Raw genomic sequence first — 26,713 nt, forward strand, 5'->3', positions numbered from 1 at the left:
ATTTGAAGTTTTCGCCACTAGAGGGAACTCAAGGGGCGACTAATAATGTCCGCTTTGGAGAATGCCGCGCTGCAGAGACCATTAACTGAGCGAACCGCGGCTTTGGGCCGTCGTGGATCGGCGAACACATGATAAGACATTGATTGCGCTGCCTCCGATATTCGGAGCGGTTTCCCCATGGACGAACCGGTGTTCACCCGTAGCGAATGACACCGAAGCGTCCAGATCGCATAAGTGAACTGACCATCACGACGCGGCTTAAGTGCACCTGCCGACGCATTAGGGTTCTAAGAGTGATCTTGGCCCGTCACAACCAGCACGACGAAAGCGCCCAATCCAATTCTCGGGATCAGGACGGACGATCCGATGATCAACCCAGCGCTCATTACGCCCGCGATCAGAAGAAACGGGGGATTTGCGTGAACTTCCCGAAATCCGCTAGTCGGCTGCCCGAGGAAAACGCGATAATCACGGAGGATACAAAGGCTATTGCGAAGAACTGTAGGTTTGCCATAGGTGCCGAGCCCAGGATCTGAGCAGACTTAGAAATCATCGGAAAGTAAATTGCTACAATGGCGCCGAGCGCAAGTCTGAGTGATAGGTTTTGCGGTGTTATGGACTGTCCCCCCAACAGTACGTTATTTGCGATGCTCCGATCATGGCGCAGTGCCGGATGTAATCACACACTGATCTAGGCACGTCTTTTGCCGCAAGTGTTTACCGCTTAGCGATATCGCGACCTTGGGCCATAGATCACCTACCGCTGCAAGGGCCGTGGCTCAGTGGACAAAGAACATAGTTAAGTCGGCTATCGGATTGCGCCGTGCAGCGACCCGTAGTTCTGTCCGCAACGTGCCAATTCGCTTGATCGATAGCATTTCCGGGGCAGCGATTTTTGGGCATGAGGGCTGCGCTCGCAGTATATAGATTCATCGGCCAAAGGCGGCATCGGGCCGCCCTTTATGATCGATACTTCGGGGCTGATCCGGACGCTGCGAGAAGGATAAATGTCCGTGGCTGCGAGCACTGCTAAGCACAACGCATCGGTGAGGCAATCAGAAGGCCCAGCTGAACCCCGTCGCCTCTTCCGACACATTCCAGAGCTTTGCCATGACCGTCTTATCATAAGCATGAGGATTTAGCGTGCCTTTCCCAACCGGTCCGCCCGTTTGCATCAACCCCGTGGGGCCATAGAGCGCACGCTGTTCCAACCCGTCCTCGGTCGCGCACATAATTTCTGGGTAAGCACCTTTCTCGGCGGTTTGAACCAGCGGCGTCTTACTCATAAGCCACCACGCCATCCGCGTCAGGACACCGCCACTCGTGCTGATCAATGATGTCGCGGAGGCGCCGGGGTGGCAAACGTAGACCTGGACACCCTTGCCTGTTCCCTCAAGGCGATCCTGCAACTCATAGGCAAACATCATCTGTGCCAGCTTACTCTGGCTGTAAACAGGGTTGGCGCTGTAGTTCTTGTCCCAATTCATGTCGTCAAACTGGATGGTTTTGATCCCCAAGTTGTAGCCCAGGCTGGCGACAACTACGATGCGGCCTTTACTGGCTTCGATCCTGTCAAACAACATCCCACAAAGCATGAAATGACCGTAGTGGTTCGTACCAAGCTGGCTTTCGAAACCATCAACGGTCAATTTCTGTGTTGGCACTTGTGCGATAGCTGCGTTGCAGATCAGCGCGTCGATTTGCGGAATAGTTTTGATCACCTCTTCTGCCGCAGCGCGCACGCTTGTAAGATCAGACAGATCCATACGTACAAAACTTACATCAGCATTTGCGCCAAACTCTGTTTTCAGTTCCTTGACAGCGGCGGTTGATTTGTCTGCGCTGCGGTTCAGCATCACCACCTTTGCGCGTTTTGACAGAAAGGTGCGCGCGGCCTGGAAACCAGCACCTGCGTTGGCACCGGTTATTACGTAGGTTTTGGCTGCGAGTGATCCGAGGCGCTCTGGCGTCCAACCTCTCGGTCCAAATGTTGTATCTGCCATGGTGTCTCTCCTTAAAGCGCCGGTACGGTAGTTGCGCGGCGCATGTTGGTGTCTTAAAAATATACGTATCTCTCACCGACTCTGAAAAATAGGCTGGATCGTCGCGAATACTTGCCTGATTGTATCATTTGGGTTGTCAGTGTGGGTTCTGCCGAACTAGATTAGCCACATGTGCAAAGAACGTATCAAACAACTTATCGAGCGCCGCACTGATCAAGAGGGTTTGACGGAAACCGGCATTCAGGGCGTGCGCTTGTTTCGGGCGACAGAAGCAATCCCTTGTGTTCCGGCGGTGTATGAGCCCAGTGTCGTTGCCATCGTCAGCGGTTCTAAGGAGGCCGTTCTGGATGGCCACAGATACATCTACGACGACAGCCAATACTTGTGCTGCCCAATGTCGATGCCAGTGAAAGCCGGGACGCCTGCTGCATCAATTGATGACCCACTCTATGGTGTTTTCATTTCGTTGAGCCAGCGGGTCATGACGGAGCTGGCGCTAGAGATGGAAAATGTGGGCGGCGCACTCCCTACAGTCAAAGGTGGCTTGCGCGCGCAGGGGATCAGACTGGCAAAGTGGGATGAAGGTTTCTCCGATGCGCTGCTGAGGTTGTTGATGCTTGAGGCAAATCCAATGGACGCGGCAGTTCTTGGGGACGCCAGGTTGCGGGAACTCTACTATGCGATCCTTCAAGGCGAGGCGGGCAAGTTTGCTCGGCAGGCTTTTGGTGCCGGTAACGCCATTGCGCGATCCATCGCGCATGTGTCATCTCATTTGGATGCGCCCATTTCGATTGATGACATGGCGTCCCGTGCGGGCATGAGCCGCGCCGTGTTTCATCGCAAGTTCAAACAGGTCACAACAATGGCCCCGATCCAATTTGTGAAGTCAATGCGCCTCAACAACGCTGCCATGAAGATTGCAGCGGGCATGACCGTGAACGAAGCGGCAATCGACGTGGGGTATGTAAGCCCGTCTCAATTCAGTAGAGAGTTCAAGCGTATGTATGGGCAGTCACCACGGCAGTGGAGCAGCGGCCATCAGGTTGCGATTGGAAGTGCATGATCGGTGGCGATGTCTGCGCATTCTGTGAGTTCGCCCTGCAACAGATTTCGCGCCGACGGTGAACGTCTGCTATGCGGGCTGCAACCGCAGCATAGAGATGACATGGTCAACGGCGGCAATGGGCCGTTCCCATCCGAGCCAGGTAGGCCTGCCAGCAAGATGCTGCGCTTTTTCCGATGGCAGCAGTGAGCGCGAAGCAGACATTGATGCCTCCTGAACTTACCGGATGACCTCCAGAAACTACCAGATGACTGCTTAGAGCCCGAAGTTTCAGATGCTGCGTCTTTAACGAATGTTAGCTATCGGACTATGCAGCGATTACTGTAACCTCGAGCAGTGTTACGTCATCACCCAAGTCAGCGCCAACACAGACCCTTTGCCCAGACGTGCTTTGGTTTCAATTGTCGCTTCTGACCTACGATCCTGCCCCTGTTCCAGGTTGGTCGAAGCGCGCGAATGGTAGGTAAGTTTGGTGTTTCCATGACTGGTCGTCCGATCCGCCATGCCCTTCCACGACGACAACCCGGTGTTGACAGATCACCATATCACGAGATGGTGCGTGGCTTTCGACGTCCGGAAGGAGCCCATATCTGCAAATGCTGTAATCCGAAGGAATGTCGGCTTTGGCTAGCCGATCGTTTTCGTCGGCAATGGTCAAGAGGGCTTTGGGGCAAACAGAAGTTTCAGATACGTCCTGAACAGCATGATCTGTTCGGACGCATTGTTGTGTTCTCGAAGAGCGCGCTGAAGCACTAGGCCGCCCTCGACGACCCCTGACACCATGTCTCCCAAGGCATCCATATTGACGAGTTCCCGGGGCTCATACACAGTAGCGATCTCTTCAAACATACCGCGAAAGCGCTTCCGCCATCCTAAGATAGCCTGGCGGTTAAGGTCGCGGACGCCTTCATCGAAGAGCCTGTCTTGATACGCTGTGGAGGCGATCACGCATCCGGGGTGACCGGTCGGCATTTCCTCAAGCATTTCAGCCAACAGTTTCAATCCGATCAACATACAGTGTAGCGGATCATCGTTCAGCTCTCGTGCCCGAGCGAACAAGTCATCATAAAGCGCTTCTTCATTTTCGATGTACCGTTCCAGCATCGCGCGGGCCAAAGCGTTTTTGTCCTTGAAGTGATAGAAAAATCCACCGCGCGAAATCTCTGCTCCCGCAACTATCTCCTCGATTGAGGTTGCTTCAAACCCTTTGTCCAAAACAGCCGCCTCGGCGATATCGAGGATTCGGCTTCGCGTATCAACTTTTTGATCCACTATCGGTCTCCCAGTGTACCGCGAGTCCAGTTGACTATATGTTGACAGGTGGCGCGGCCGTCGAGTTTCGGGTTACCCCCTGAAATTACGGCAAAAACGGAAGTGACACAACCAGACCACGCGGCAACTATCAGCTGACCCGTTAGAAGAAGTATCCCCTTGTCATCAACGCACAAGGAGAGCTTCGATGCGTATTCAGACACTTAAGGAGACCCGGCGCTTCTTCCTCTCTGACGGAGGACTAGAGACATTCCTGATCTTCGACAAAGGCTATGACCTGCCATGCTTCTCGGCAGCGGTTTTGTTGGAGACCGATCAGGGCCGCGCTGATCTGCGGGCATATTTCGAGCGGTTCATTGGAATCGCGAAGTCTTCCGGTCGCGGTTTCATCCTTGATGCGCCGACCTGGCGCGCGGGCACGGCTTGGGCGGGACCGCTTGGTCAGACGCTCAAAGACGTGATGGAGACCAATCAACGGGCTGTGTCCTTCGTGTCCAAACTTCGGGCGCAGCAAGAGACCGAAAGCTGCCCTATCCTTATCAACGGGCTCGTCGGACCGGCAGGAGATGCCTACGCGCCGGATACCCAGATTTCCCGGCAAGAAGCGCTGCTGATCCATGCGCCACAGATACATACACTTGGCAATGCCGGCGTCGACATGATCAGCGCCATGACACTCACCCATGCGGACGAAGCCGTTGGTATCGTGCAGGCAGCGAAGGAAATCGACACGCCCATTGTTGTCGCCTTCACATTGGAAACCGATGGGCACCTGCCGTCCGGCCAACCGCTTGGCGAAGCCATTGCAGAGGTCGATGCCGCGACAAATGGCGGGCCACTCTACTACATGATCAACTGCGCACACCCGGATCATTTCCGCGAGGTGCTGGATACCACGGCTGCGTGGGCCCTCCGCATTGGCGGGATCCGATCCAATGCATCACGACAAAGCCATGCCGAACTCGACGAAGCCGAGATCCTCGACAACGGCGATCCGGTGGAATTTGGCAATCTCAACGCGGAGCTTCTTTCGCGCCTTCCAAACATCCGGGTGCTTGGCGGATGTTGCGGCACCGACCACCGGCATGTGCGCTGCATAGCGGGTCATGACCACCCTCTGACCGCAGCCTGAATTCTCAACAACCAAACCTCCCTGAAAGGACTTATTATGTTCAAGACATTCATCACGTCCACCGCCATTGCGCTGTCTTCGGCAACCTTCGTCCGTGCCGAGGCCCCCATGGCCTTTGACGTGGCCGAAGACCACACCCGCATTCATATGGCGGCTGCTCCTGTGCATGAAAATGGCATGCCGGCGCATGGCAACGCCTTTGTCAGCCAAGGCTATATCTATCCCGAAGGCACCTTGGCTGACGGCACCATGGGTGTCCTCGAAGATGGCAGTCCCGCTTTCCCCGATCTCATTCTGGGGACATGGACGTGCGACGGATATTTCGTCGGAGAGGGTGGCAACGCCACCACAGGCGCCTGGATCATCAGCCGCCAGACCTTCGCGTTCAACGATGGTGCAACCGTCGTAACGCAAGGAGCCGAGATCGCCGATATCGGTCAGCCAAACTTGCGCCCGGTTACAGGGGCAACCGGCGAGTTTGCTGGCATCGAGGGCGGACTGATCCAGACAACGCTGGGGTTCAACGACTACTGGGGACTGCGCGCGACTTACATCTTCGAAGCGGCCGCTATTGACCAAACAAATACTCAGGACGATGCGTTTCGCAGCAATAGCCATCAATCGATACCGGTCGACGAAAACGACCACCTGGAATGGGATTCCGGTGCTCCGGTCGGTCCAATCTTTGGTGAGCGCATCGTCCCGTCAACGTGACCCGTGGTGCAAATGGTCGGGCGGTACCGTTGCCCGACCCGACACCCAAAAGTCTATAAGGAAAGAACGATGAACACGCAGAACACACCTTTGATCCGGCAAGCAGAGGCTTCGGATGCGGAAAGCCTCGCCAAACTGATCAACCTCGCGGGGGAAGGCATCCCGAATTGGCTTTGGGCCCGCGCCTGTGTCGAAGGGCAAACACCGCTCGAAATCGGTATTGAGCGCGCTAGGCGCACAATCGGCGGCTTTTCCTACACTAATGCGCTGGTCGCAGAGTCCCACGGATATCCGATCGGCATGGTGCTGAGCTATCCAATTACCGAAGCGCCAACTGAGAACCCTGACGATCTGCCAGCACCCATTGCCCCCTTTGTTGCGCTCGAAAAGCTGTCGGTGAACACTTGGTTCATCAACGCGCTGGCTGTACTCGCCGAAGGGCAAAACCAAGGCTTTGGATCGCTGCTTTTAGCTTCGGCAGAGCATAAAGCGCGTGCCAATGGGTTCAATACGATAAGTATTCAGGTCTATGCACAGAACTCAGGCGCGATGCGGCTTTATGAACGATTTGGCTACTCGCGAGTGGCGAGCAACCCCGTGCGCCTACACCCAAGCCCGCCCTACTACACCGGCGACGTTCTCTTGCTGATGAAGCCCCTCGAAGGCCCTGCTGCCTGACATGGTGTTCAGACCTTTCCGAAAGATGTAATCATGACATCCTACTGCGCGTTCTCTCCGCTGCCGGTGCCAGTTTCACACTGGGTAGCGTGCCGCTAAAACAGTTCGCTGACACCGGTGTAGGCTATGTCCTGCTTCTCGCCATTTTCACGCTTGGGGTTGGCAATCTGGTCTATGTCCGCCTGCTCGCGCACGGTCTCGGAGAAGGCGCTGTCTGTCCTTGGGGCGGTGTTCTTTGGAGAACGTCTATGGCTACCGCAATTGGCGTGGTTTGGACTCGCCAGCGCCAGCATCTGGCTCTTTTCACAAGCGCGTTGAAAATTCACTGAGTAAGCAAAATGAACTTTCGACCTCCAACCCTGATTATTGCTGCCGCACTTTCTGGTAGCTTGTTGCCCGCAGTTCTGGCCGATGCTTCCAATGAATCGAGCGAGGACGGCATATCCTTGCCGCTACCTTTGACGGACCAGGATTTTCTCTATGACAGCGCGCCCGATCCAACGCTCGTCGAGCTTGGGCGCAACCTCTTTTTCGATCCAATCCTGTCCGGCAACCGCAACATCTCTTGTGGCACGTGCCATGATCCTGCGTTCGGATCAGGCGACGGCCTGGCGCTTGGCATCGGAGAGGGTGGTGTTGGTGCGGGGCCGGAGCGCGTAACGGTTGACCCGATCACCGGGCGGGTACCCCGCAATGCGCAACCGCTCTGGAACATCGGAGCACGCAGTTATGTATCGCTATTTCATGACGGGCGCGTTGAAGCGCTGGACCGCGACGATGCTACCGGTGCGATCCGAAACCCGGCCGGATCGGATTTACCCACTGACATTTTCGACCCGTTGGCCGCACAGGCTTTCTTTCCAGTCACCTCACCGATCGAAATGGCTGGTCAACATGGTGAGAACCCGATTGCCAATGCCGCGCAACATGAGGACCGGCGCGAGATTTGGAGCATACTGGCGGGCCGCGTCGCCGCAACGCCCGAATTTTTGGACATGCTGCGTGGCGCGTTCGCAGAGATCAAGACAACTGAAGACGTCACCTACAGCCATATCGCAAAGGCCCTTGCAGCCTTTCAGACAATAGCATTCCGATCAGACGAAAGTCCTTTTGATGCCGTTTTGCGCACGGGTGATCTGTCTGCGCTGCCAACGAAAGCACAACAGGGTCTGAGTCTCTTCTTCGGGACAGCAGGGTGTTCAAGCTGCCACAGCGGCCCCTTGCTAACCGATCATCAATTTCATGCTATTGCAGTCCCGCAGATAGGGCCCGGCAAAGGGCATGGCGGCGACATGACCTATCTCGCGACAACTGGCTTACCGAGCCGCGCAGAAGATGAAGGGCGCTTTCGCATAACGGAGAATCCCTCAGACCTCTTTGCCTTCCGTACGCCGTCCTTACGCAATGTCGCACTGACAGGCCCGTGGGGGCACAGCGGCGCTTACAGTTCTTTGGAGGACATGGTGCGCCACCATCTCAATCCGGTTGCAAGTTTCGCGGCCTTCAACCCTTCTGATGTCGCGCTTCCGCCTATTGAGCACGTCCAACGCATTGCCGCGCGCGGCTCCCAGTTTCGCTTTGAACCGTTGGAAGTTGCTCGACGCCATGCATTTGACCTGCGGGACACATGGGTGATGGCTTCCCCTCAATTGCGCCGACGGATTGTCGACTCCAACAGGCTTGCGCCTATCGAACTCAACTGCGAAGAAATCGACGAACTCGTTGCGTTTCTTCATGCACTAACGGACCCGACGGCCGTGGACCGAAGCGAGATGATCCCAAATCGAGTACCTTCCGGTCTGCCGCCACAGCCAGCAGCAAGAGACTGAGATGGAACTCGAAGACATCATTCTTTTCGTGAGGGACGGAGCGACCGCGTGATCAATGGTGCAAGTGATAGGCATTGCCAATCGTGACCATTGACTCGATTGCCACAAACGACAAGTGCGTCCGCTCTGTGGTCATCTGACAACGTGAACACCGCATAGGTGCGGTCAATGCCCGCTATACAGGCTGCGAAAGCAGCATCGAGACTACGTGTCGGATGTCGGATTTGGGCCGTTCACCAAGACGTCCTCTACCTGATTAAATCTCGGCAATTTACGAACTCATGACCACTATACGTAACCTGTTAGCTAATGGCTCCATGAGACATGGTTTAGAAATCTGTGGATGTCATGGCGCGAGTGCTTGCCTAAATGTTGCGGTCTGGTGCACGTTGACGTCATGCCTATAAAAGAGAAATTTGCCATTGCCGACGTTCGCATTCCAGTCAAACGCAAGAAAACTCTGGACCCCACCAAAGTCGATGACATTGCTTACGATATACTAGAAAACGGCCAAACCACGCCCATCCGTTTGCGCGCCGATAAAGGCGGCGGTTACATTCTTGTCGAAGGATATCACCGGCTAGAAGCCTTGCGCGCCATTGGTGAAGATGAAGTCGAAGGATATTTGGTTCACGCTCAGTTGCACTGAATGTGTCCAAATATCGGGTTTCATTCGGAAAATATAACCACTTGATATGCTGATCGTGAAAGTCCGCTCTGCGGAAGCTGCACTGCGTCGCAGCGAATTCAACGACTGAACCCTTTCTGTTGATGCTGCATTTTGCCCCAATGTCGGCTGTTTGCAGTGTGTCCGCGTCCAAGCAATCAGCTTACGTCAGTGTTCGAATTTCTAGGGGTAGCTCATAACTGGGGCCACCCCGCTTATCGAACGCAAAGCGAACCGGCGCTAAAGTGATGACTTTTCTCAAAACCTTGACCTGTCAGCGCAATAAATCTGAGCTGCGGCTTGCCAAATTGATTGCACACACAGCGTTTCAGACACGCTTAGCTGAAAAGGAACCAAACGATGAAAAAAGTACTGATTGCCTCCGCCACAGTGTTCGCGATTGTTGCAAGTGCAGGGATGTCCATGGCCGGCCCGTTGCGGGATCAAGGCCAGCGTGGGTTTGGGCAGAAAGTCCAGGTTTCGGCCTCACAAGCAATTGGACACGCCAGTGAAAAAGCCAAGACCCACCAGACCACTTATATGACCGGCTCTGGCACCCATTCGACGTCAAAATACGATCTGGGCCAAAAGAACCAGTCCTCGGCACAGCAGACTGGCGCATATGGCGCGAGCGGGGGCTCACAAGCCCCCAATGTGGTCGTGATCCCGATTCAGCAAGACGGCAGCTACACATTGGTCATTGGCAAGTCGTCGGGCTCGGATCTGACCCCATACCCACGCCTCAACTACTACTGGTAAACCTGTGTTCATCACGGCAGGTCTTGTCAAAGAAAACGTGACCTGCCGCCATCAACCGCCAGGCCCCGGATACAAACTCCGGGTCCTGGTTGAACTCACCTCAGGACGGCAATGGGTCAGCGGGTTTTTCTCGGGCCAGCCTGCACTGACATCAACCATGGTCTAAGCCAGTTGGTCGGTACGGATGGTTCATTGCCGTTGTGGTGAAAGACGTACCGAGGCCTGCGTTTTGGGGGTTACGAGCCGACCATGAGCATTGCCATCACGCGTATTCGGAGGGTGGTTTTCGCGACGCCAATGCTTGCCTGACAGAGGCCGCCTTGCTGCAACAGATGCTGCGAACCGGGGCGAGCTTGATGCTTTTTCTCAAAACCTTGACGTGCCAGCGCAATCAATTTGAGCCGCAGATTGCCAAATTGATTGCACACACAGCGTGACAAACACGCATAGCTGAAAGGCGCGAGAAGATGAAAAAGGCAATGGTTGCATCCGCTACAGTGTTCGCGCTTGTTGCAAGTGCTGGGATCTGCATGGCCGGCCCGTCGCGTGGCCTCGGCCAACGCGGGTATGCACAGGATGTTCGCTCATCTGTTTCGCAAGCACGCAACCACACTGTGACGCAAAGCAACGGTTCCAAAGCCTTCACCGTCAGCCAGGCGCTGACTGACTTGCCGACAACCGCAGGACCATTGTTCTGGGTTGAGGCCGAAGGTGAACGCGACAGCTATGATGTCGGTGAAGGCGAGATGACGACGAACAGCGGCAGTCTGCGATATGGCGCGAATTTGCCTTTCGGTGAGGTCGCGGGCGGACAGCTGTTTGGCGGATTGGAGTTTGGCATCGGCAGCCTGTCATCGGACGTCGGCACCAGCTTGGCCAGCGCCAATATCTCGGCCGACGCTTACGACGCAACCCTGAGCGCGCTATGGGTAGCGGACAGTCGATTTTACATCGATGGGCAGCTTCGTTATGGGTATTTCAACGGCGAGATACGTCCGAATGGCGGGGACGCCGTGGATGCCGACGGCAGTGGGTATGAGGTATCTGTTGAAGTTGGTAAGCCCTTCACGTTGCTGAACGAATGGACTCTCACCCCGCAAATGCAGCTCATGTACAGCGATATTTACATGGACGATGTTCAGGATCGCGTCGGGGGCGGTCGGATCGGATCCCTGGTGGAAGGTGAAACGTTGACCGCCCGGGTCGGACTGCGCGCTGAACGTGTCTTTGCAAACAATTCGATGCTGTATGGTCAAGTCGATTTCTACCATACGTTCGACAACGCGACCTCGGTGGTGTTTGGGCAAAATACAGTGTTTGCCGAGCGAGGTCAGAACACGGCGGCCCTGACCGTAGGCGGCAATGTCCCTCTGTCGGATCACTCGCAGCTCTATGCTGAGATCACCAGTGAAACCGGACTGGGAAGCAGCTCGGACGGCCACACCTTCAGCTGGAACATCGGTGTAGAGATCCAGTTCTAAAGCGTTTGGCGTTTGACCCGAAACGAAACGGGTTCGGGCTTTCCTTTGATGAGTTTTCTCAAAACCTTGACCTGCCATCGCAATAAATCAGAGCCGCTGAATGCCAAATTGAATGCACACACAGCGTTTCAAACGCGTTCAACCGAAAGGGACCAAGAAATGAAAAAGACACTGATTACATCCGTCACCGCCTTCGCCATTCTTCTGAGTGCTGGAACGTCCATGGCCGGTCCGTTGCGCGACCACGGCCAACGTGGGTTTGCGCGTGACATTCGCTCATCAGTTTCGCAAGCACGTAACCACGCTGATGGGATGGCCTATACCCACCGAGCCACAAAAAGGCCTGCTGATGTTGCAGTCGGTGAGCAGCCCACGGCTCTTTCGTCAGCGCCTGTCCAAGGATACCCCGAGGTAGACTCCGACTTCCTTCTAAGTCGGTTGGGTCTGGTTTGGTTCAATCTTGCACTGGTGAACTATCCGTATCCAGCCAATTTCTATGCCAATCTCCCCAGATCAGGGATTGTCGCTGAATCGTTTAAAAATGAATTTCAGAACACGGCCGACGACGCCAGAGCACAATGCAGCGTCACCCCCGGCTGCCCGCTGAACTGACGTTTTCGCGAACCCAACACGCTCAACCAAAAAGGAACCAAACGATGAAAAAAGTAATGATTACATCCGCTACTGTGTTCGCACTTGTCGTCAGTACTGGAATGTCCGTGGCGCACCCATCGGGTGGATACGACCAACAAACCGAAAAACTGCCTGACACCGGCTTCCAAGTGACATCAGAGTTTCCGGATTCCGACCCCTGTGATTCATGCACTGATGCCTGGTCTTAAACTTTAACAGCGGATGCTTTGGGCTGCGTTTCAGTTGATGAGCATCCGCTTTCTTGCCCGAGCTTTCAGTGTCAACCGATCTGCACATCCTGAGATCACCCTAACCAACTCGAACACTACCCGGAGATTGACCCGTCCAGGTCTTGTAGGCATTGGTAAACGCAGCTTGATCAGAATAACCGAGCGCAAAAGCGATCTCAGACAGACTCAGCTTGGGGTCATCAAGATACTGCTCTGCCAGCCTTGCCCGAATGTCCTTTAGCAGTTGTTTGTAGGTTGTGCCTTCTTTGGCAAGTTTGCGTCCAAGTGTACTGATACTCATCCCGAGCATCTTCGCGATATCATCTTGTGTTGGAGCACTAAAAGACAGTCGCGAAGTTATTTCGCCCTGCACCAAAGAACTTGTTTCACCGATGACTGGCGGTAAATCCTTCATCAAAGTTTGCACATGTTTTTCAAGGTGCAATAACAATGCAGGGTCCGTATCTTTGATCGGAACGTTCATAACAGCCTTGTCAAACAGGATACCTGGAACTCTTTGACCTTGCTTGATATTGACAGACAAGGCACCGGAGATTTGAGATTGCCTGTCTTCGCTCAATTGATGCGGAAATCGTATCTCTAGGACTGGCAAGGGCGTCTCGGCTGCGATTTGAAGACTGGTTAAAAAGGCAGAGATTCGGAACTCATTATGAGCGCCATCAGAGCGCATCAGCTGGGCGGCAGAATCGACTTCCAAAAAAATGCCAAGTTCTTCCTCATAGAATGACAGTTTGGCAAAACCCCGCGCCAGGCGCGCGTAGGTCACAGCCTTTTCGATTGCCTCGCCAACGGTTGGAGAGTTCAAAACGACATAGCTGAGAAGTGTTGTTTTTCTGGGATTGAAGGTCATTCCCGCCGAGATCGCAAATAGGGGATCGCCGGTCTCTTCAGTGGCTAGCTCCAGGAGTCGGATCTCATTCCGAACATCTACGAAATTCGGGGGAGCTTCGTGAATATCGATGGGTAGATTTGCAGACCTCAGAAGCGCAACAACATCTGAACCACGGTTTTCCAGAAGCTTGGCTATGTGATGCACACCAAAACCTGGAACATTCCAAGAATTACTATCAGAATTCACTTTGTTCTCATTCATGCAGAAATGTCGCCCGAAATTGAAGCAGCCCGCTCAATTGAGGCGCTTTGTGTGCTGAGCGATAATAGACAGGGTACAAAAGCGATGCCAAGCAATCGTTTAGCTGTTACCGGAAGGGGTTGCGAATGCGGCTGTTCACGCCTGCAATCTAAATAGCTCTCACCGGTTAAGTGCAGGTTCTTGGTGGGTTCGAACGCCGGCACCTTGTCCACAAAGACTGTTGCGCAGAACAGACACTACCAACTTCGGCTAGCTCCAATCGGTGACATTCGAACACGCTCAGCGAAAGCGTGCTTTGTTCGCGATTTATGAGTTCGAGCGGCTTCAGATTTTGCATACGCGGCGAATGTCGGCAATGCGGGCTGCGACCGCAGCATCTTGATCCATTGGCCAACGGCAGGAATGGGCTGGCGACGAGTGTTTTCGCAAATTACTTCTTGACCTCGAGTTACTCGAGGCCGGTATCTGCCTTGTCGAAGGAGTAAAATGTCATGCGCATCGCGGAGGCCGCGTCTCGGTCGGGGCTCAAGATAGATACGATCCGTTACTACGAAGCGGAGGGGTTAGTTCCCAACGTGGCACGGGGGCCGGACGGGCAACGGCGTTTTTCGTCTGAGAATGTTGATTGGCTGACCCTGCTATACTGGCTGCGCGAAACAGGTATGCCGATGAAAGTGATGCAGCGGTTCGCGGCGCTTTATGCGCAAGGGGATGAGACCATCCCGGATCGTAAGGATATCTTGCTTGATCATTCCGGACTCTTGGCAAAGCGGCGCAACGATCTTGATCGATGTGACGAAATTCTCTCAAGAAAGCTCGAAATCTATGAGGAGTATCTGAGATGAAAATCGTTCTCGTTGGTGCATCTGGCGATGTGGGGCAGGCCGCCTTGGCAGAGCTTTCGCAGCGACATGACGTCGTTTCCGTTGGCCGTAGCACGGGCGACGTGAAGGTCGATATCTCCGACAGTGGCTCTATCGAAGCAATGTATGACGAGATCGGAGTATTCGATGCACTCGTCTCAACCGCGGGCAGCGTGTGCTTTGCGCCGCTGTCTGAGCAGACGGAAGCGTCTCTCAAAATGGGTCTCGAGAATAAGGTAATGGGACAGATCAACCTGGTCCTTTCGGGTTTGGGACGGATTTCGGACAACGGGTCGTTCACGTTGACCAGTGGCGTCCTGGATCGTGATCCGGTTGTCTGGGGAACTGGTGCTGCCTTGGCAAATGGTGCCTTGGCCGGGTTCGCGACAAGTGCTGCGATCGAAACGCCGCGTGGTTTGCGGATCAACGTGGTCAGCCCGGGTCTGCTTGACGTCTCTGAACAGCGCTACGGTGCGCTATTTCCAGGTCATGAACGGGTTTCGTCGGACCGCGTCGGACGGGCTTTTGCCAAATGCGTTGAGGGCGCGATCACTGGCCAGGTCGTGATTGTTCAGTGAGGGTTTCAGAGTGAAGGTCGCATATCTTATTGAACCACCGTTTAACTATCTGGACAACACCGGAGCAGTAACGGGCTGCGACATCGCGCTTGCACGGTATGTCTTTAACCAACTTTGCATCAGCAACGTGGAATTCATCGAGACCGAGTTCGCTGAGCTGCTGCCGGGCCTCGCACGCGGTGACTGGCAGATGACAACGGGCTTATTCGCGTCACGTGAGCGGAAGCAACGTGCTTTATTCAGCAGACCAATCTGGGTCTTGCCTGATGGATTGCTTGTCCGGGCAGAGGATGCGACCGGCATAACCGGATACCTTAGCGTGGCCACCGCCGGTGATCTGAAACTCGCGGTCATACGGGACCAATTGCAACATGAAACCGCCCTCGAACTTGGAGTCCCACCGGAACAGATCCCTGAATTCGAAACCTACGCTGATGCGGCTAGGGCGGTTCAAGATGGCCATGTTACTGCGTTTGCCAGCGTCTGCCGGGCCCACGAGGGCTTCCTCCAGGAACGATGTGTTCGAGACCTCGATGTGGTTGAGGTGCCACCATGCGAGAAACCACCGGGCTTTGGCTGCTTTGGTTTCGCGCGAACGGCAACTGACCTCAGAGACCGAGTGAACCAGGTTCTCAACCAGTTTATTGGCGGATCAGAACATCGACAATTGATGAGAGAGTTTGGATTTTCAGGCGATGAAATTAAACGTCTCGTATGATCTGGCAAAAGGCGAAGTCTATATTGCCATCATTGCGTTGTCGGACACACGTGCATCTACTTGATGTAGCTGCCTACTGGGAATGTCCGTCAAGCGGGCGCAATCGCAGTGTCTTAAAGGTCAGTTGGATGTCCAATATGTGCCGAAACCTATACTCCACCAACCGCAGGCAAATTAGTCATCTACTGCTGGAATTAGCCCAAAGATTGAGCAAACCGATCATTAACATCAAACGAACTAGACCCGACATGTTGAACTGCTCTAGAGTGTTCGACGGCAGATTTGACCATAGTTCACCGTCAATCTCGGGGGCACAAACATGAACAACAGAGTTTTTCCCATCGCCACTGTCCTTTTGATCGCACTCTCTGACGTTCTTACGGCTCAGCAGGGTCCTCCACCCGTCACAGTCGCAAAACCGGTTGTGAAGTCAATAGTGGAAGATGATGAATTTGTTGGTCGTTTTGGCGCTGCGGCTGATGTAGATATTCGCGCGCGGGTTTCCGGTTTTCTTGACCAGGTGCATTTCAAAGACGGAGTTCTCGTTGAAGAGGGTCAGTTGCTCTTTACGATCGACCAGCGTCAGTTTCGCACTGCGTTGAGACAAGCCCGGGCGCAGATCAGCATTGCTGAAGCTACAAGCGCCTTCACAACCGATCAGCTCGAACGAGCCGAAACTCTGATTAAGAACGGAAACATCGCGGAGAGTGTGGTCGACCAACGTCGCGAAGCCTTTCTCGCTGCACAAGGCGCGTTGGAACAAGCGCGCGCTGCCCTGGAACTCGCCGAGCTTGATTTGGAGTATTCTGAGATCCGTGCCCCAATGTCTGGGCGTATCGACCAAGCCCGGATTGACCCTGGGAACCTTGTAACGGCCCAAGACACCTTGTTAACATCGATTGTTTCCACCGACCCTATCTATTTCTATTTCGATATCGATGAACGTTACTTCCTGGCGTATGCGCGGGATGCGCGTGCACGGGGTTCTGTTTTGCAAGAAGGCGCGGACAGCCTTGAGGTTCGCGTCACGGTCGCCGACCGCAGCATACCCCCTCAGGTCGGAATCCTCGATTTCTCGGAGAACCGAATTGATGATGAAACGGGCACCATGCGCGTGCGCGCAGTTCTGCCAAACCCGGATGAGCTTTTGACACCAGGCTTGTTCGGTCGTGTGAATGTTCCGGGGTCGCTTCCCTATGAGGGCATCTTGATCCCAGATGAGGCGATCGCTTCGGATCAAAATCGAAGGCTTGTGATGACAGTAGATGCCCAAGGCAATGTCACCCCGAAGCAAATCCGGCCGGGGCCAAGGATAGATGGCTATCGTGTCGTCCGCGAAGGTTTGGATGGTTCGGAGACGCTTGTGATCGAAGGTCTAGTTCGCGCCCGCCCGGGCAGTGTTGTCACCGCAGAGATGGTCGAGCTGCCACTAGTCGCAGAAAACTGATATGGGACGTTTCTTTGTCACCCGCCCCATCTTTGCGATCGTTGTCGCGGTCGTAACGACTATTGTGGGATTGCTCGCGTATTTCGAACTACCCGTCGAGCAATATCCGGAAATCGCACCGCCATCGATTGTGGTCAGGGCGAGTTATCCCGGAGCGGATGCAGAAACAATTGCCGCCACGGTCGCGACACCGCTTGAACAAGAGATCAACGGTGTTGAAGGTATGCTCTACATGTCGTCTTATTCGACGGCAGACGGCAGTATGTCGCTGACGATCACGTTCGAACTGGGTACCAATCTCGACGCTGCCCAAGTTCTTGTCCAAAACCGCGTTGCCATTGCAGAACCGCGCTTGCCGCAAGAAGTCAGAGCGCTCGGCGTCACGACCAATAAGTCTTCACCTGACCTGATGATGGTGATCCACATGCTGTCGCCGGACGAAACTTTCGACCAGCTCTATGTGTCCAACTACGCCCGCTCGCGGGTAAGGGACCGCCTTGTGCGCCTTGATGGTGTCGGTGATCTGATTATCTTCGGTGAGCGAGAGTTTTCGGCGCGCGTGTGGCTGGATCCGGATCGGCTTGGCTCTCTCGGATTGACGTCAGGAGACGTTGTCGCGGCGCTGCGCGAACAGAATGTTCAGGTTTCAGGCGGTTCGCTTGGATCACCCCCCAATGCGACGGACAGCGCCTTTCAGGTGACACTTACAACACAAGGCCGGTTGGAAGATCCGCGCGAATTCGGTCGTGTTATCGTCAAGTCGACCGACGACGGGCGCGTCGTGCGGGTGAGGGATGTGGCGCGGGTCGAAATCGGAGCGCGGTCTTACGTGACCAACTCTTACCTGAACAACAAGCCAGCCGTGGCCCTTGGCATTTTTCAGCGACCGGGCTCGAACGCATTGGCGTCGGCAGACGAGATCCTAACCGTGGTTGAAGAACTGTCACAGGATTTCCCTGCCGGGCTTGAGTATCAGGTGGTCTACAACCCCACGGAATTTATCGAAGCCTCGGTGAACGCGGTCTATCGAACACTGTTTGAAGCCGTATTGCTGGTCGTTGTCGTGATCGTTGTTTTTTTGCAGAGCTGGCGGACGGCAATCATACCGTTGATCGCCATTCCGGTATCACTTATCGGGACATTTGCCGTGATGCTGGCACTTGGGTACTCGCTGAACTTGCTGACGCTCTTTGGGCTCATTCTGGCGATCGGAATCGTCGTGGATGATGCGATTGTTGTGGTCGAAAATGTCGAACGAAACATCAAAAATGGCATGTCTCCCAGGGATGCTTCTGCGCGCACAATGGACGAGGTCCAAAATGCGATCCTAGGGACGACACTGGTATTGATCGCCGTCTTCGTGCCAGCCGCGCTGGTTCCAGGCATCACTGGCCAATTCTACCGGCAATTTGCTGTCACGATTTCCGTCGCGACGGTGATCTCAACCATCAATTCGCTCAGCCTTTCACCGGCCATGGCTGCTGTGATCTTAAAGCCAAATGTGGGTGTTCCAACAAGAAACCCTCTGGCATTTGTCACCGACCCGCTCAGCAATGGATTCAACAAGGGGTTTGATGCGATGGCGTCCGCCTATGGTCGCAGTGTGCGCACATTGGCCAGTTCAAGTGGGATGCGAAGCATGGTGTTGCTGGTATTTACCGGACTGATTGGCGGAACATACTGGATCACGACTAAGGTGCCGACCGGATTCATCCCGGAAGCGGACCAAGGATACGCCATCGTTGTGGTGCAACTGCCAGACGGAGCAGCACTGGACCGGACCGACGATATCATCAAACAAGCGACCGAGATTGCATTGGAAACACCCGGGGTTACAAATGCCGTGGCGTTTGCGGGCTTTTCAGGAGCGACCTTTACCAACGCGAGCAATCAGGGTGTAATTTTCACCACGTTCGAAAGCTTTGAAAATCGCCAAAAAAGCGGGCTCACTGCAGGTGCTATTGTGGGCCAGCTTTTTGGTCGGATGCAGTCCCTGCGCGAAGCCTTCATCATCGCCATCGCACCTCCGGCGGTTCGTGGGGTTGGCACTGGTGGAGGGTTCAAGCTGCAGCTTCAGGACCTTGAAAGCGCGGATATGTCCCGGGTGCTACAATCCGCTTACTCCGTTATGGGCAGCGCAAGCCAGTCGGACAAGGTGCAGGGCGTGTTCACGACCTTTTCTTCCGGATCGCCCCAGCTCTATCTCGAGATCAATCGCGTTCGGGCGCAAATGCTCAATGTCCCCATTGGAGAGGTATTCGAAGCGCTCTCAATAAACCTCGGTTCAGCCTATGTGAACGACTTCAATGCCTTTGGGCGTCTGTTTCAGGTGCGTGCGCAGGCGGATGAGCCGTTCCGCCTAAGCCAGAGTGATATTCGAAGTCTGCGGGTCCGCTCTGCGACGGGTGCGTTGGTTCCATTAGGGACCTTGGTCACGGTTCGCGAAACTGCAGGCCCGGCCTTGGTGCAACGCTACAATCAGCAGGTGTCGGTTCCGGTACAGGGGTCGCCAGCGCCCGGCGTCTCGACGGGCCAGGCATTGCTGGAAATGGAAAACCTCGCCGAAGCCGTCATGCCACCCGGTTTGGACTATGAGTGGACCGAACTCGCCTTGCAGGAACGCAACCAGGGCGACACGGCGGCCTATATTTTTGCCTTTTCGGTGCTGTTTGCGTTTCTATTTCTGGCGGCGCTATACGAAAGCTGGGCGCTCCCAGTTGTCATTATCCTAATTGTCCCACTCGCCGTGTTGGGCGCGATGCTGGGGGTGATGTTTCGAGGGATGGATAACAACATCCTGACACAAGTGGGGTTGATTGTTCTGGTAGGCCTTGCGGCTAAGAATGCGATCCTAATCGTGGAATTCGCCAAGCAAGCGCAGGAGGAACGCGGTTTGACAGCTATTGATGCCGCCGTCGAAGCCAGCCAATTGCGCCTGCGTCCGATATTAATGACGGCTTTTGCATTCATACTCGGAGTTCTGCCCTTGATGATCGCAGTCGGTCCCGGTTCAGAGATGCGGCAGGCTCTTGGAACAACCGTGTTCTTTGGCATGTCGGGTGTGACTTTGCTGGGGCTGTTCTTCACACCTGTTTTCTATGTTGCCCTGCGCACCGTTTTCCCAGGTCGACAAGTGACGGTGTGAACTTACCGCCGTGCGACAGCCTTTTTTGCGTGGCGCAAGGATGTTCGTATTTGCGCATCAGCATACATATCGCCAGCGGATCTAAGACCAAAGAAATGGCGCCACTGGAACAAGTGAAAATCTCGAACTGACTGCTAGTTAATGCCAAAGACCCATTTTCTTAGGAGAGCCTGACATGGAAAGCCTGGCGGCCGATCTTCGCGAAATGACGCGAACACCATTGCATCAGAGCCACGTAGAAACGTTGAAAGCGTTAGGCACTGAAGTGAGTTTCGAAGCGGGTCAAATGATCGCCGAGGCTGGTGATCCAATGGACCAGTTCATCTACATTGTCGAAGGCCGGGTAGAAGTGATTGATCCGCACACTCGAGAGGCCTATTTGCCGACGTCTCTTGGGCCGACCCAGTTTCTGGGAGAGATCGCGTTTCTCAGTGGTGGGGTGTACTCCCTGCCGATGCGTGCACGCGAAAGCACGCGTGCCATCTCTGTTCCGCGTGAGAAAATGCTGGACGCAATGTCTCGCATTCCAGAAATGTCCGATATCATCATCACTGTTTTTTCTGCGCGTCGCCGACGTCAGATCGAAGACAACGACAGCTCTCTGAAGCTGATCGGTGCAAACCTGAACCGCAACATCCGGCAAATCGAGGAGTTTGCAATTCGAAACAAGATCCCGTTCCAGACGATGGATTTAGGTTCTGAGGACGCCAGTGATGTTGCGAGAAGCTGCCACCTGACGGGGCACCAACCGGCGGTAATCTTTGGCGACAGCTTGGTTGTTGACGATCCGACTCCGGCCAAGGTCGCACGATTACTTGGTCTTGAGCAATCGTACGATTGTCGCGAGGTCATAGATGTTTTGATTGTGGGAGGTGGTCCGGCCGGAGTAGCGGCCGCGGTCTACGCCGGCGCCGAAGGGCTGTCTGCAATTGTTGTAGAAGACCTTGCAGTCGGTGGTCAGGCAGGTACATCTAGCCGGATCGAGAATTACATGGGTTTCCCTACAGGGATTTCAGGCGCAGACCTTGTATGGCGCGGTGAAGTCCAAGCCGTGAAGTTTGGCACCCGATTTGTCCGCCCGAAGCAGGCCACCCAACTGCAACCGGAATCTGACGGAGTATTTTGTGTAACGCTGGATGATGGACAAAAGCTGCGAACACGCTCTGTTGTAGTCGCCACGGGGGTGCAGTACCGGCGTCTGCCGCTGCAAAGGTTGAAAGATTTTGAAGGCTTGGGCATCTATTATGCGGCGACCGAAATGGAAGCGCGTTATTGCAAGGGCACGGATGTGGTCGTGGTGGGAGGAGGCAACTCTGCCGGGCAGGCAGCGATGTATCTGTCGCGATCGGCAAAACATGTCCATGTGCTGGTGCGAGGAGAGAGCTTAGCGGCGTCGATGTCCGATTATCTGCTGTCAAGGTTAGAGGCCGACCCAGCGGTCACCATCCACTACAACTCCCAGCTAAAGACACTTCTCGGGGACGAAGCCATGTCCAGTGTCATCATTGAGCGTAACGGATCAGACTGGCAACTCGACTGCAGCGCCGCCTTTGTAATGGTCGGGGCTGCACCCAACACTGAGTGGCTGTCGCAAAGCTGCCAACTGGACTCGCGCGGCTTTGTAGTTACGGGTAATGAGGCCGGTGCAGGATCATCTTTTGCAACTTCCTGCCCCGGGGTTTTTGCCGTAGGCGATGTTCGCGCAGGGTCGGTCAAGCGCGTGGCCTCTGCTGTGGGGGAGGGATCGGTGGTGATATCTCAAGCTTGGGATTACCTGCAAATCTGAACATGGTGATGTTCTTCTGACCAGTTCCGTTGCCTCGTAGCGGAACATAGCCCGTCGTATGCCCGCAGCTTTCAGCGGCTATTCGATAGGCGCTGGCTCAAGTCCGAATACTTTGTGGCGGACGAGGTTTCTCTCGCCGTCTACTGCAAGCGAGTTTGGGTCTTGGCTAGATCTATGAACGCACGCAACCGACGCGGCATATGACGCTTGCTCTGATAGTTAATCGAGTAGCGGGGCATAGGTGCAAGATGTTTGCCCAAAACCTTCACAAGATCACCATTGGCAACGTAAGGTGCTGCAATCTCACCATAGACATAGGCGAGGCCTAGCCCATGGGCTGCGTAACTCAGCAGCGAACGCATGTCATTTGCCACCATCCTTGGTTTGGGCTGCATAACATAGGCTCCTTCTGGGCCTGTGAATCCCCAAGGAGCAAGCTGGTCGCCGCGACCGAAGGCGTAACAGATCGTGTCGTGAGCCAAAACATCACTCGGGTGCCTTGGCGTGCCGCGTTCATTGAGATAGCTGCGCGACGCAGCGATCGTCATGTTGAGTTCTGGCCCAACAGGTAATGCGTGTGTATCTGCGGCCATCATAGTCTGCGACCTTATCGCCGCATCGATGCCCGAGGTCAGAAGATCCACCTTTTTATCATCATATATGACTTCGACCCGGACGGTCGGATAGGTTGCGGCGAACTCTGCAAGTAAATCGTCAAGAAAGAATGGGCCTGCGCTATACGGCGCTGAAAGGCGCAGTGTGCCGCTTACCTGGTCTTTTTCTTCGTCCAGAGCGCTAAGTGCGCCTTCGAGATCCGTGACGGCCGGGAGGCTGCGTGCGTAAAGCTGCTCGCCGATTGGGGTCAAGGCAACTGATCGGGTTGATCGTTCAAACAGACGTACACCAAGCCGATCCTCGAAGCGTTGGATGGCCTCACTCACTGATGCAGGTGCTTGGTGCAGATGTTCAGCTGCGGCGCGGAATCCGCCGCGGCGTGCAACTTCGACAAAGACGCGGACTTCTCCGAAATTGTTCTGGCTCATTGCTCGATAATCCGATCAGAGTGTCAGGCAAATAGGCGGTTATCCTTACGATATCAGCGGATTAAGTTCTCCACAAGCCAGAGAAGCAGGGAACCTTCCATGACCATGATCACCGAGATTTTCGTTCTCAAGATGAAAGAGGGAGCTGAGGTTGATGCCATCCGCGAGGCCGCACGCGCTGACTTTGTAGCGCTTGAGGGCGTCACATCCTGGGAAACGCTGGTTACGACCGACCCGTCGCGTGACACGCTTTACGCTGACATTTTCACCTTCCCGGATCACGAGACGACAAAGCGCGCGAGGCCCCAATTTGCCGAACGCCCTGCGACCAAGGCGTTCCTTGGCCAGATCGAAGAGATGATCGTTGGCCAGTTTTTCACAATCCATCAACCAAAAACACCGGAGTAAGACCATGACTGAACGTGAAGAAATCCAAGCCGCCATCAACGAATGGAACAATGGCCTCGATAGTGGCGACATCGAGCGGATGGTGGCCTCATGCCACCGAGACGTCATGACGGTCAATGAACGCCAGCCCGTGACCGTCGGCACCCAGGCGATCCGTGACAAATACAACCCGCGTATTGCTGCAGCAGAGATCACCTCGGGCTACGACATCGAAGACCTGCAATTTTACGGTGACACGGCCATTGTGTCCGGCCGGTTCTACGGAACCATGAAGATGCGCGATACCGGCGAAGTCAAAAAACCAGAAGGTCGGTTGGTGCTTGGATACAAACGCGATGAAACCGGCGCGTGGAAGATGTTCCTCGACATTGACAACAACGGCCCCGAATAAACCACGCTGGCCGCGTCGAACCCGGCGTGGTCTCTTCTCTGTCCCTTCAACATCTTGCAGGAGACCAACATGTCCACGCTCGAAATCGTCACCAAAGAGATCGTCGATCTGCATGAATTCTTCACCGAATGGTTCAACGGGACAGCTGACCGTGATCAGCTTGGATCACAGTTCTTGTCGCGCCTGGACGAAAATGTCGTGTTCATCCCACCAGAAGGTCACATCCTGACCGGAGAGATGCTGAAAGGCGGGTTCGATAGAGACTTTGGGACGAACAAGGGTTTCCGTATTCGAATCCGCGACGTGACCATCCGACGGGAAGTCGGGGATCTGGTGATGGCCACCTACACCGAATGGCAGGTGGGCGCCACGCAATCCGAGCGCGAGAATGCCCGTGTCACCAGCGTCTTGATGAAGATGACCAGCCCCGTCACTTGGCTGCACATCCAGGAAACTTGGCTCCCCGACAGTGCGCGCGACGTTGGCTCTTTCGACTTCTGATCACTCATCAACAGGACAATCTTCAACATGACCCAACATATTGCAAAACGCCCCCGCGACATCGCCGATTGTGTCAGCGCCTATCTTCAAGAAGGCGATCTTGAGGGCATCACGTCGCTCTTTCACCCTGACTGTCAGATCTTCTTTCCACCGGACCAGCCACCACTCATGGGGGTAGAGGGCGCGCGGAAGGCCTTTGAAGGCTTCCTGGACCTGAAACCAGAGATCAAGAGCGATGTCTTCTGCGAGGTGATCAATGGCGAAGTGGCCATGTTGCGCGCCAACTGGAGGGTGATCGGGCCCGATGGAACGGTCATGGCCGAAGGACAATCCATGGAAGTTGCGAAAAAACTAGAAAATGGAGGCTGGGGCTACTTGATCGACTGCCCGAACGGCCCGCCCACAGTTTCTTGATCCACGCAAGCCCAGAGGTTTTCCATGACCAACAAGCATTTCCACGCTGGTGAACTGCGCCTGCAAAACCATGCCGGCATGCGCGCGAAAATCGACGTGATGACGCAGCATTTGATGCGAGACTTCATACCGGATCAGCATCGTGAGTTTTTTGAGGAGCTGGAATACATCTTCTTGGGAACTGTGGATCAACGGGGTCTGGCGCACGCCTCCATCGTCACTGGGTCAGTTGGGTTTGCTTCCTCTCCAGACCCCAAGACGCTGATTGTCAGAACGGGCCCTCGCCAAGACATTCGCGAATTTGATGCGTTGGATATCGGCCAGCCAGTCGGCGTCTTGGGGCTTGACCTATCAAACCGCCGACGCAATCGGATGCATGGCCGAATTTCTGCCATTGACGAGATGTCGATCAACATCAACGTCGTGCAGAGCTACGGCAATTGCCCTAAATACATCAACCTCCGTGAAATTGCCGAACGTAATCAATCATCCGGACGCATCGGGATCACACATACCGCCATGTTGGCACCTGTTGATGCTGACCTGATCATAAACGCGGACACCTTCTTCATTGCGTCTTATTTACGCGATGGATCGAACGCGCCTTACGAAGGTGTCGACGTAAACCATCGCGGCGGTCAAGCAGGCTTTATTTCAGTGGATACAGCATCTCAGATTACGATCCCCGACTACAAGGGCAATGACCTTTACAACACCTTTGGCAATCTTCTTTTGAACCCAAAAGCAGCGCTTCTATTCGTGGATTTTGAGACCGGGGATCAGCTGCATATTCATGGGAGCGCAAGCCTCATTGAAGACGCTGATAAGGTCTCACGTTTTCCCGGCGCGCAAAAACTTCTGCGTGTCGAAATAACCGGTGTCACACGAAAGACGGCCAGCACAGCACTTATTTGGCGGTTCATCGAAGCATCGCCGGTTAGCCCTGAACTCAGGCCACGGCCCCAGGGGGACTGAACCCATGACACTCAGGATTCTTGCCTATGGCGCAAATGGTTCACAGATGGCGGCCGGCACTCAGGCACCGGTCGATGCGGGTCACCAGGTGCGGGCCTTTACCCGCTCTACGAATGGCGCAGAACGCTGGCAAGCCGCAGGCGTCAATGCTGTCACAGGCGATATGAGTGATCTGGACGCGCTGCGTCGCGCGAGCGAGGGGCAGGATGCCTTATTTCTGCACGTACCGCTCATCACGGATCCGAATGATGATCGCAATATCTATGGATTGAATGCTCTGCAGGCCGCGAAAGAAGCGGGCATTGAACGGGTTGTTTGGAACACGGGTGGACCCATCATCGGAGACCGAGACCGGCGCTGTTGTGCTGCGTGCCCTGCAGGAAGGCGACTTTTCCTTTCTTGGGCTGGCGCCGATTACTTACATGGAGAACCTGCTTGGGCCTTGGACTGTCAAGGGAATCACGCAGGGTAAGCTGCCATATCCGACACCGAGCCGTTTCAAGATGCAATGGGGCGCAGCTGCCGATTTTGGCCGCTTAGCAGATAGGGCCCTCCAAAGCGATCTTCCCAACGAGGTTTTGCCTCTTGGTGGACCTGCAGCCCTGGATGTTGAGGAGCTCGCTGATATCATGGGGGAGGTGCTCGGGCGTAGCCTTGCATACGATGTCATGACGGCACCAGAGTTCGCGCGTCAGCTTGGCGTGCTGGCGGGAGCTCATGTCGCGGGCATGTATGGCGGCGTGCAGGCCAATCCAGATCAATTCCAGCCCGATCCCTCGCATATTGAAACGCGGTTCAACCTGAAACTGACATCTTTTGCGGACTGGGAGTCAGATCATCGCAACCACTTCACCCAACAAGGATAATCT

The 26,713-nt window shown here is 54.8% G+C and carries 31 protein-coding genes; 22 read left to right on the plus strand and 9 right to left on the minus strand.

Annotated elements, in window-relative coordinates; all coding sequences use genetic code 11:
* Positions 1-287 precede the first annotated feature (287 nt).
* Both Q1B13_RS27040 and Q1B13_RS19130 read right to left on the minus strand, forming a co-directional pair.
* Positions 288-479, minus strand: coding sequence for a DMT family transporter (locus Q1B13_RS27040; RefSeq protein WP_366871116.1), 192 nt, complete (start codon positions 477-479; stop codon positions 288-290).
* Between the two features lie 576 nt (positions 480-1,055).
* Positions 1,056-2,003: an SDR family oxidoreductase gene (locus tag Q1B13_RS19130; protein WP_299083051.1), complete on the minus strand. Its 948-nt coding sequence runs from the start codon at positions 2,001-2,003 to the stop codon at positions 1,056-1,058.
* A gap of 169 nt (positions 2,004-2,172) precedes the next feature.
* Here Q1B13_RS19130 and Q1B13_RS19135 point away from each other — a divergent pair, with 169 nt between their 5' ends.
* On the plus strand, positions 2,173-3,066 hold the full coding sequence (locus Q1B13_RS19135) for an AraC family transcriptional regulator (protein ID WP_299083053.1): 894 nt from the start codon (positions 2,173-2,175) through the stop codon (positions 3,064-3,066).
* Between the two features lie 69 nt (positions 3,067-3,135).
* Here the strand turns inward: Q1B13_RS19135 and Q1B13_RS19140 are convergent, their stop codons facing one another.
* The 3 genes from Q1B13_RS19140 to Q1B13_RS19150 form a co-directional block, all read right to left on the minus strand.
* Positions 3,136-3,270 (minus strand): hypothetical protein, encoded by a 135-nt coding sequence (locus Q1B13_RS19140; RefSeq protein ID WP_299800249.1) that lies wholly within the window; start codon positions 3,268-3,270, stop codon positions 3,136-3,138.
* A 135-nt stretch (positions 3,271-3,405) separates the two neighbouring features.
* Positions 3,406-3,570 carry a hypothetical protein gene (locus Q1B13_RS19145; protein WP_299083055.1) on the minus strand — a complete coding sequence of 55 codons (165 nt, stop codon included), beginning with the start codon at positions 3,568-3,570 and terminating at the stop codon, positions 3,406-3,408.
* A 150-nt stretch (positions 3,571-3,720) separates the two neighbouring features.
* Complete coding sequence (locus Q1B13_RS19150) at positions 3,721-4,338, minus strand: TetR/AcrR family transcriptional regulator (protein WP_299083057.1); 618 nt, start codon at positions 4,336-4,338, stop codon at positions 3,721-3,723.
* Between the two features lie 187 nt (positions 4,339-4,525).
* Between Q1B13_RS19150 and Q1B13_RS19155 the strand changes: the two genes are divergently transcribed.
* The 3 genes from Q1B13_RS19155 (at position 4,526) to Q1B13_RS19165 (ending at position 6,862) form a co-directional block, all read left to right on the plus strand.
* Positions 4,526-5,470, plus strand: coding sequence for a homocysteine S-methyltransferase family protein (locus Q1B13_RS19155; RefSeq protein ID WP_299083059.1), 945 nt, complete (start codon positions 4,526-4,528; stop codon positions 5,468-5,470).
* Positions 5,471-5,506: 36 nt separating this feature from the next.
* A complete protein-coding gene (locus Q1B13_RS19160) occupies positions 5,507-6,184 on the plus strand; it encodes a hypothetical protein (protein WP_299083061.1) in 678 nt (225 codons plus the stop codon).
* Between the two features lie 69 nt (positions 6,185-6,253).
* Positions 6,254-6,862, plus strand: coding sequence for a GNAT family N-acetyltransferase (locus Q1B13_RS19165; RefSeq protein WP_298934636.1), 609 nt, complete (start codon positions 6,254-6,256; stop codon positions 6,860-6,862).
* 95 nt (positions 6,863-6,957) lie between these two features.
* Here the strand turns inward: Q1B13_RS19165 and Q1B13_RS19170 are convergent, their stop codons facing one another.
* The gene (locus Q1B13_RS19170; protein WP_299800253.1) at positions 6,958-7,188 is read right to left on the minus strand and encodes a hypothetical protein; all 231 of its coding nucleotides are present in this window, start codon (positions 7,186-7,188) and stop codon (positions 6,958-6,960) included.
* A gap of 12 nt (positions 7,189-7,200) precedes the next feature.
* On the opposite strand from Q1B13_RS19170, the gene Q1B13_RS19175 reads away from it, so the two are divergent.
* From Q1B13_RS19175 to Q1B13_RS19185, 3 genes are all read left to right on the plus strand, one after another.
* A complete protein-coding gene (locus Q1B13_RS19175) occupies positions 7,201-8,691 on the plus strand; it encodes a cytochrome c peroxidase (RefSeq protein ID WP_299083063.1) in 1,491 nt (496 codons plus the stop codon).
* 397 nt (positions 8,692-9,088) lie between these two features.
* Complete coding sequence (locus Q1B13_RS19180; RefSeq protein WP_299083065.1) at positions 9,089-9,340, plus strand: ParB N-terminal domain-containing protein; 252 nt, start codon at positions 9,089-9,091, stop codon at positions 9,338-9,340.
* 378 nt (positions 9,341-9,718) lie between these two features.
* Complete coding sequence (locus tag Q1B13_RS19185; protein ID WP_299083067.1) at positions 9,719-10,117, plus strand: hypothetical protein; 399 nt, start codon at positions 9,719-9,721, stop codon at positions 10,115-10,117.
* A gap of 236 nt (positions 10,118-10,353) precedes the next feature.
* On the opposite strand, the gene Q1B13_RS19190 is transcribed toward Q1B13_RS19185, so the two are convergent.
* Complete coding sequence (locus Q1B13_RS19190; protein ID WP_299800256.1) at positions 10,354-10,545, minus strand: hypothetical protein; 192 nt, start codon at positions 10,543-10,545, stop codon at positions 10,354-10,356.
* A 39-nt stretch (positions 10,546-10,584) separates the two neighbouring features.
* Here Q1B13_RS19190 and Q1B13_RS19195 point away from each other — a divergent pair, with 39 nt between their 5' ends.
* Together Q1B13_RS19195 and Q1B13_RS19200 are read left to right on the plus strand one after the other, a co-directional pair.
* A complete protein-coding gene (locus Q1B13_RS19195) occupies positions 10,585-11,598 on the plus strand; it encodes an autotransporter outer membrane beta-barrel domain-containing protein (RefSeq protein ID WP_299083069.1) in 1,014 nt (337 codons plus the stop codon).
* Positions 11,599-11,646: 48 nt separating this feature from the next.
* Positions 11,647-12,210, plus strand: coding sequence for a hypothetical protein (locus Q1B13_RS19200; RefSeq protein ID WP_299083071.1), 564 nt, complete (start codon positions 11,647-11,649; stop codon positions 12,208-12,210).
* A gap of 330 nt (positions 12,211-12,540) precedes the next feature.
* Here the strand turns inward: Q1B13_RS19200 and Q1B13_RS19205 are convergent, their stop codons facing one another.
* A complete protein-coding gene (locus tag Q1B13_RS19205) occupies positions 12,541-13,575 on the minus strand; it encodes an AraC family transcriptional regulator (RefSeq protein ID WP_299083073.1) in 1,035 nt (344 codons plus the stop codon).
* A gap of 491 nt (positions 13,576-14,066) precedes the next feature.
* Between Q1B13_RS19205 and Q1B13_RS19210 the strand changes: the two genes are divergently transcribed.
* The 6 genes from Q1B13_RS19210 (at position 14,067) to Q1B13_RS19235 (ending at position 22,112) form a co-directional block, all read left to right on the plus strand.
* Positions 14,067-14,420 (plus strand): MerR family transcriptional regulator, encoded by a 354-nt coding sequence (locus tag Q1B13_RS19210; RefSeq protein WP_298934628.1) that lies wholly within the window; start codon positions 14,067-14,069, stop codon positions 14,418-14,420.
* Positions 14,417-15,016, plus strand: coding sequence for a short chain dehydrogenase (locus Q1B13_RS19215; RefSeq protein ID WP_299083074.1), 600 nt, complete (start codon positions 14,417-14,419; stop codon positions 15,014-15,016). The genes Q1B13_RS19210 and Q1B13_RS19215 overlap by 4 nt, the downstream gene beginning before the upstream one ends.
* A 10-nt stretch (positions 15,017-15,026) precedes the next feature.
* Positions 15,027-15,734 (plus strand): transporter substrate-binding domain-containing protein, encoded by a 708-nt coding sequence (locus Q1B13_RS19220; protein WP_299083076.1) that lies wholly within the window; start codon positions 15,027-15,029, stop codon positions 15,732-15,734.
* Positions 15,735-16,053: 319 nt separating this feature from the next.
* On the plus strand, positions 16,054-17,181 hold the full coding sequence (locus tag Q1B13_RS19225) for an efflux RND transporter periplasmic adaptor subunit (protein ID WP_299083078.1): 1,128 nt from the start codon (positions 16,054-16,056) through the stop codon (positions 17,179-17,181).
* 1 nt (position 17,182) lies between these two features.
* The gene (locus tag Q1B13_RS19230) at positions 17,183-20,326 is read left to right on the plus strand and encodes an efflux RND transporter permease subunit (protein ID WP_299083080.1); all 3,144 of its coding nucleotides are present in this window, start codon (positions 17,183-17,185) and stop codon (positions 20,324-20,326) included.
* A 175-nt stretch (positions 20,327-20,501) separates the two neighbouring features.
* Positions 20,502-22,112: an FAD-dependent oxidoreductase gene (locus tag Q1B13_RS19235; protein ID WP_299083082.1), complete on the plus strand. Its 1,611-nt coding sequence runs from the start codon at positions 20,502-20,504 to the stop codon at positions 22,110-22,112.
* A gap of 140 nt (positions 22,113-22,252) precedes the next feature.
* Here the strand turns inward: Q1B13_RS19235 and Q1B13_RS19240 are convergent, their stop codons facing one another.
* Positions 22,253-23,155: a LysR family transcriptional regulator gene (locus Q1B13_RS19240; RefSeq protein WP_299083084.1), complete on the minus strand. Its 903-nt coding sequence runs from the start codon at positions 23,153-23,155 to the stop codon at positions 22,253-22,255.
* Between the two features lie 99 nt (positions 23,156-23,254).
* Between Q1B13_RS19240 and Q1B13_RS19245 the strand changes: the two genes are divergently transcribed.
* The 7 genes from Q1B13_RS19245 (at position 23,255) to Q1B13_RS19275 (ending at position 26,710) form a co-directional block, all read left to right on the plus strand.
* Positions 23,255-23,563, plus strand: coding sequence for a hypothetical protein (locus Q1B13_RS19245; RefSeq protein ID WP_299083086.1), 309 nt, complete (start codon positions 23,255-23,257; stop codon positions 23,561-23,563).
* Positions 23,564-23,567: 4 nt separating this feature from the next.
* Complete coding sequence (locus Q1B13_RS19250) at positions 23,568-23,954, plus strand: DUF4440 domain-containing protein (protein ID WP_298934620.1); 387 nt, start codon at positions 23,568-23,570, stop codon at positions 23,952-23,954.
* Between the two features lie 69 nt (positions 23,955-24,023).
* Positions 24,024-24,455, plus strand: coding sequence for a nuclear transport factor 2 family protein (locus tag Q1B13_RS19255; protein ID WP_299083088.1), 432 nt, complete (start codon positions 24,024-24,026; stop codon positions 24,453-24,455).
* Positions 24,456-24,482: 27 nt separating this feature from the next.
* Positions 24,483-24,869 (plus strand): nuclear transport factor 2 family protein, encoded by a 387-nt coding sequence (locus tag Q1B13_RS19260; RefSeq protein ID WP_299083090.1) that lies wholly within the window; start codon positions 24,483-24,485, stop codon positions 24,867-24,869.
* A 24-nt stretch (positions 24,870-24,893) separates the two neighbouring features.
* Positions 24,894-25,844, plus strand: coding sequence for a pyridoxamine 5'-phosphate oxidase family protein (locus Q1B13_RS19265; RefSeq protein ID WP_299083092.1), 951 nt, complete (start codon positions 24,894-24,896; stop codon positions 25,842-25,844).
* A gap of 4 nt (positions 25,845-25,848) precedes the next feature.
* Positions 25,849-26,316 (plus strand): SDR family oxidoreductase, encoded by a 468-nt coding sequence (locus tag Q1B13_RS19270; RefSeq protein ID WP_299083094.1) that lies wholly within the window; start codon positions 25,849-25,851, stop codon positions 26,314-26,316.
* Positions 26,317-26,347: 31 nt separating this feature from the next.
* Positions 26,348-26,710 carry a hypothetical protein gene (locus tag Q1B13_RS19275; protein WP_299083096.1) on the plus strand — a complete coding sequence of 121 codons (363 nt, stop codon included), beginning with the start codon at positions 26,348-26,350 and terminating at the stop codon, positions 26,708-26,710.
* Positions 26,711-26,713 lie beyond the last annotated feature (3 nt).

It is taken from the genome of uncultured Ruegeria sp., from assembly GCF_947489545.1.
GTDB lineage: Bacteria > Pseudomonadota > Alphaproteobacteria > Rhodobacterales > Rhodobacteraceae > Ruegeria.

What these genes read in the sequence shown, in the direction of transcription:
- Q1B13_RS19130 (WP_299083051.1), bottom strand. Translation starts at nt 2,003, where the DNA reads ATGGCAGATACAACATTTGGACCGAGAGGTTGGACGCCAGAGCGCCTC.
- Q1B13_RS19135 (WP_299083053.1), top strand. Translation starts at nt 2,173, where the DNA reads ATGTGCAAAGAACGTATCAAACAACTTATCGAGCGCCGCACTGATCAA.
- Q1B13_RS19140 (WP_299800249.1), bottom strand. Translation starts at nt 3,270, where the DNA reads ATGTCTGCTTCGCGCTCACTGCTGCCATCGGAAAAAGCGCAGCATCTT.
- Q1B13_RS19145 (WP_299083055.1), bottom strand. Translation starts at nt 3,570, where the DNA reads ATGGCGGATCGGACGACCAGTCATGGAAACACCAAACTTACCTACCAT.
- Q1B13_RS19155 (WP_299083059.1), top strand. Translation starts at nt 4,526, where the DNA reads ATGCGTATTCAGACACTTAAGGAGACCCGGCGCTTCTTCCTCTCTGAC.
- Q1B13_RS19160 (WP_299083061.1), top strand. Translation starts at nt 5,507, where the DNA reads ATGTTCAAGACATTCATCACGTCCACCGCCATTGCGCTGTCTTCGGCA.
- Q1B13_RS19165 (WP_298934636.1), top strand. Translation starts at nt 6,254, where the DNA reads ATGAACACGCAGAACACACCTTTGATCCGGCAAGCAGAGGCTTCGGAT.
- Q1B13_RS19175 (WP_299083063.1), top strand. Translation starts at nt 7,201, where the DNA reads ATGAACTTTCGACCTCCAACCCTGATTATTGCTGCCGCACTTTCTGGT.
- Q1B13_RS19180 (WP_299083065.1), top strand. Translation starts at nt 9,089, where the DNA reads ATGCCTATAAAAGAGAAATTTGCCATTGCCGACGTTCGCATTCCAGTC.
- Q1B13_RS19185 (WP_299083067.1), top strand. Translation starts at nt 9,719, where the DNA reads ATGAAAAAAGTACTGATTGCCTCCGCCACAGTGTTCGCGATTGTTGCA.
- Q1B13_RS19195 (WP_299083069.1), top strand. Translation starts at nt 10,585, where the DNA reads ATGAAAAAGGCAATGGTTGCATCCGCTACAGTGTTCGCGCTTGTTGCA.
- Q1B13_RS19200 (WP_299083071.1), top strand. Translation starts at nt 11,647, where the DNA reads ATGAGTTTTCTCAAAACCTTGACCTGCCATCGCAATAAATCAGAGCCG.
- Q1B13_RS19205 (WP_299083073.1), bottom strand. Translation starts at nt 13,575, where the DNA reads ATGAATGAGAACAAAGTGAATTCTGATAGTAATTCTTGGAATGTTCCA.
- Q1B13_RS19210 (WP_298934628.1), top strand. Translation starts at nt 14,067, where the DNA reads ATGCGCATCGCGGAGGCCGCGTCTCGGTCGGGGCTCAAGATAGATACG.
- Q1B13_RS19215 (WP_299083074.1), top strand. Translation starts at nt 14,417, where the DNA reads ATGAAAATCGTTCTCGTTGGTGCATCTGGCGATGTGGGGCAGGCCGCC.
- Q1B13_RS19225 (WP_299083078.1), top strand. Translation starts at nt 16,054, where the DNA reads ATGAACAACAGAGTTTTTCCCATCGCCACTGTCCTTTTGATCGCACTC.
- Q1B13_RS19230 (WP_299083080.1), top strand. Translation starts at nt 17,183, where the DNA reads ATGGGACGTTTCTTTGTCACCCGCCCCATCTTTGCGATCGTTGTCGCG.
- Q1B13_RS19235 (WP_299083082.1), top strand. Translation starts at nt 20,502, where the DNA reads ATGGAAAGCCTGGCGGCCGATCTTCGCGAAATGACGCGAACACCATTG.
- Q1B13_RS19240 (WP_299083084.1), bottom strand. Translation starts at nt 23,155, where the DNA reads ATGAGCCAGAACAATTTCGGAGAAGTCCGCGTCTTTGTCGAAGTTGCA.
- Q1B13_RS19245 (WP_299083086.1), top strand. Translation starts at nt 23,255, where the DNA reads ATGACCATGATCACCGAGATTTTCGTTCTCAAGATGAAAGAGGGAGCT.
- Q1B13_RS19250 (WP_298934620.1), top strand. Translation starts at nt 23,568, where the DNA reads ATGACTGAACGTGAAGAAATCCAAGCCGCCATCAACGAATGGAACAAT.
- Q1B13_RS19255 (WP_299083088.1), top strand. Translation starts at nt 24,024, where the DNA reads ATGTCCACGCTCGAAATCGTCACCAAAGAGATCGTCGATCTGCATGAA.
- Q1B13_RS19260 (WP_299083090.1), top strand. Translation starts at nt 24,483, where the DNA reads ATGACCCAACATATTGCAAAACGCCCCCGCGACATCGCCGATTGTGTC.
- Q1B13_RS19265 (WP_299083092.1), top strand. Translation starts at nt 24,894, where the DNA reads ATGACCAACAAGCATTTCCACGCTGGTGAACTGCGCCTGCAAAACCAT.
- Q1B13_RS19270 (WP_299083094.1), top strand. Translation starts at nt 25,849, where the DNA reads ATGACACTCAGGATTCTTGCCTATGGCGCAAATGGTTCACAGATGGCG.
- Q1B13_RS19275 (WP_299083096.1), top strand. Translation starts at nt 26,348, where the DNA reads ATGCAATGGGGCGCAGCTGCCGATTTTGGCCGCTTAGCAGATAGGGCC.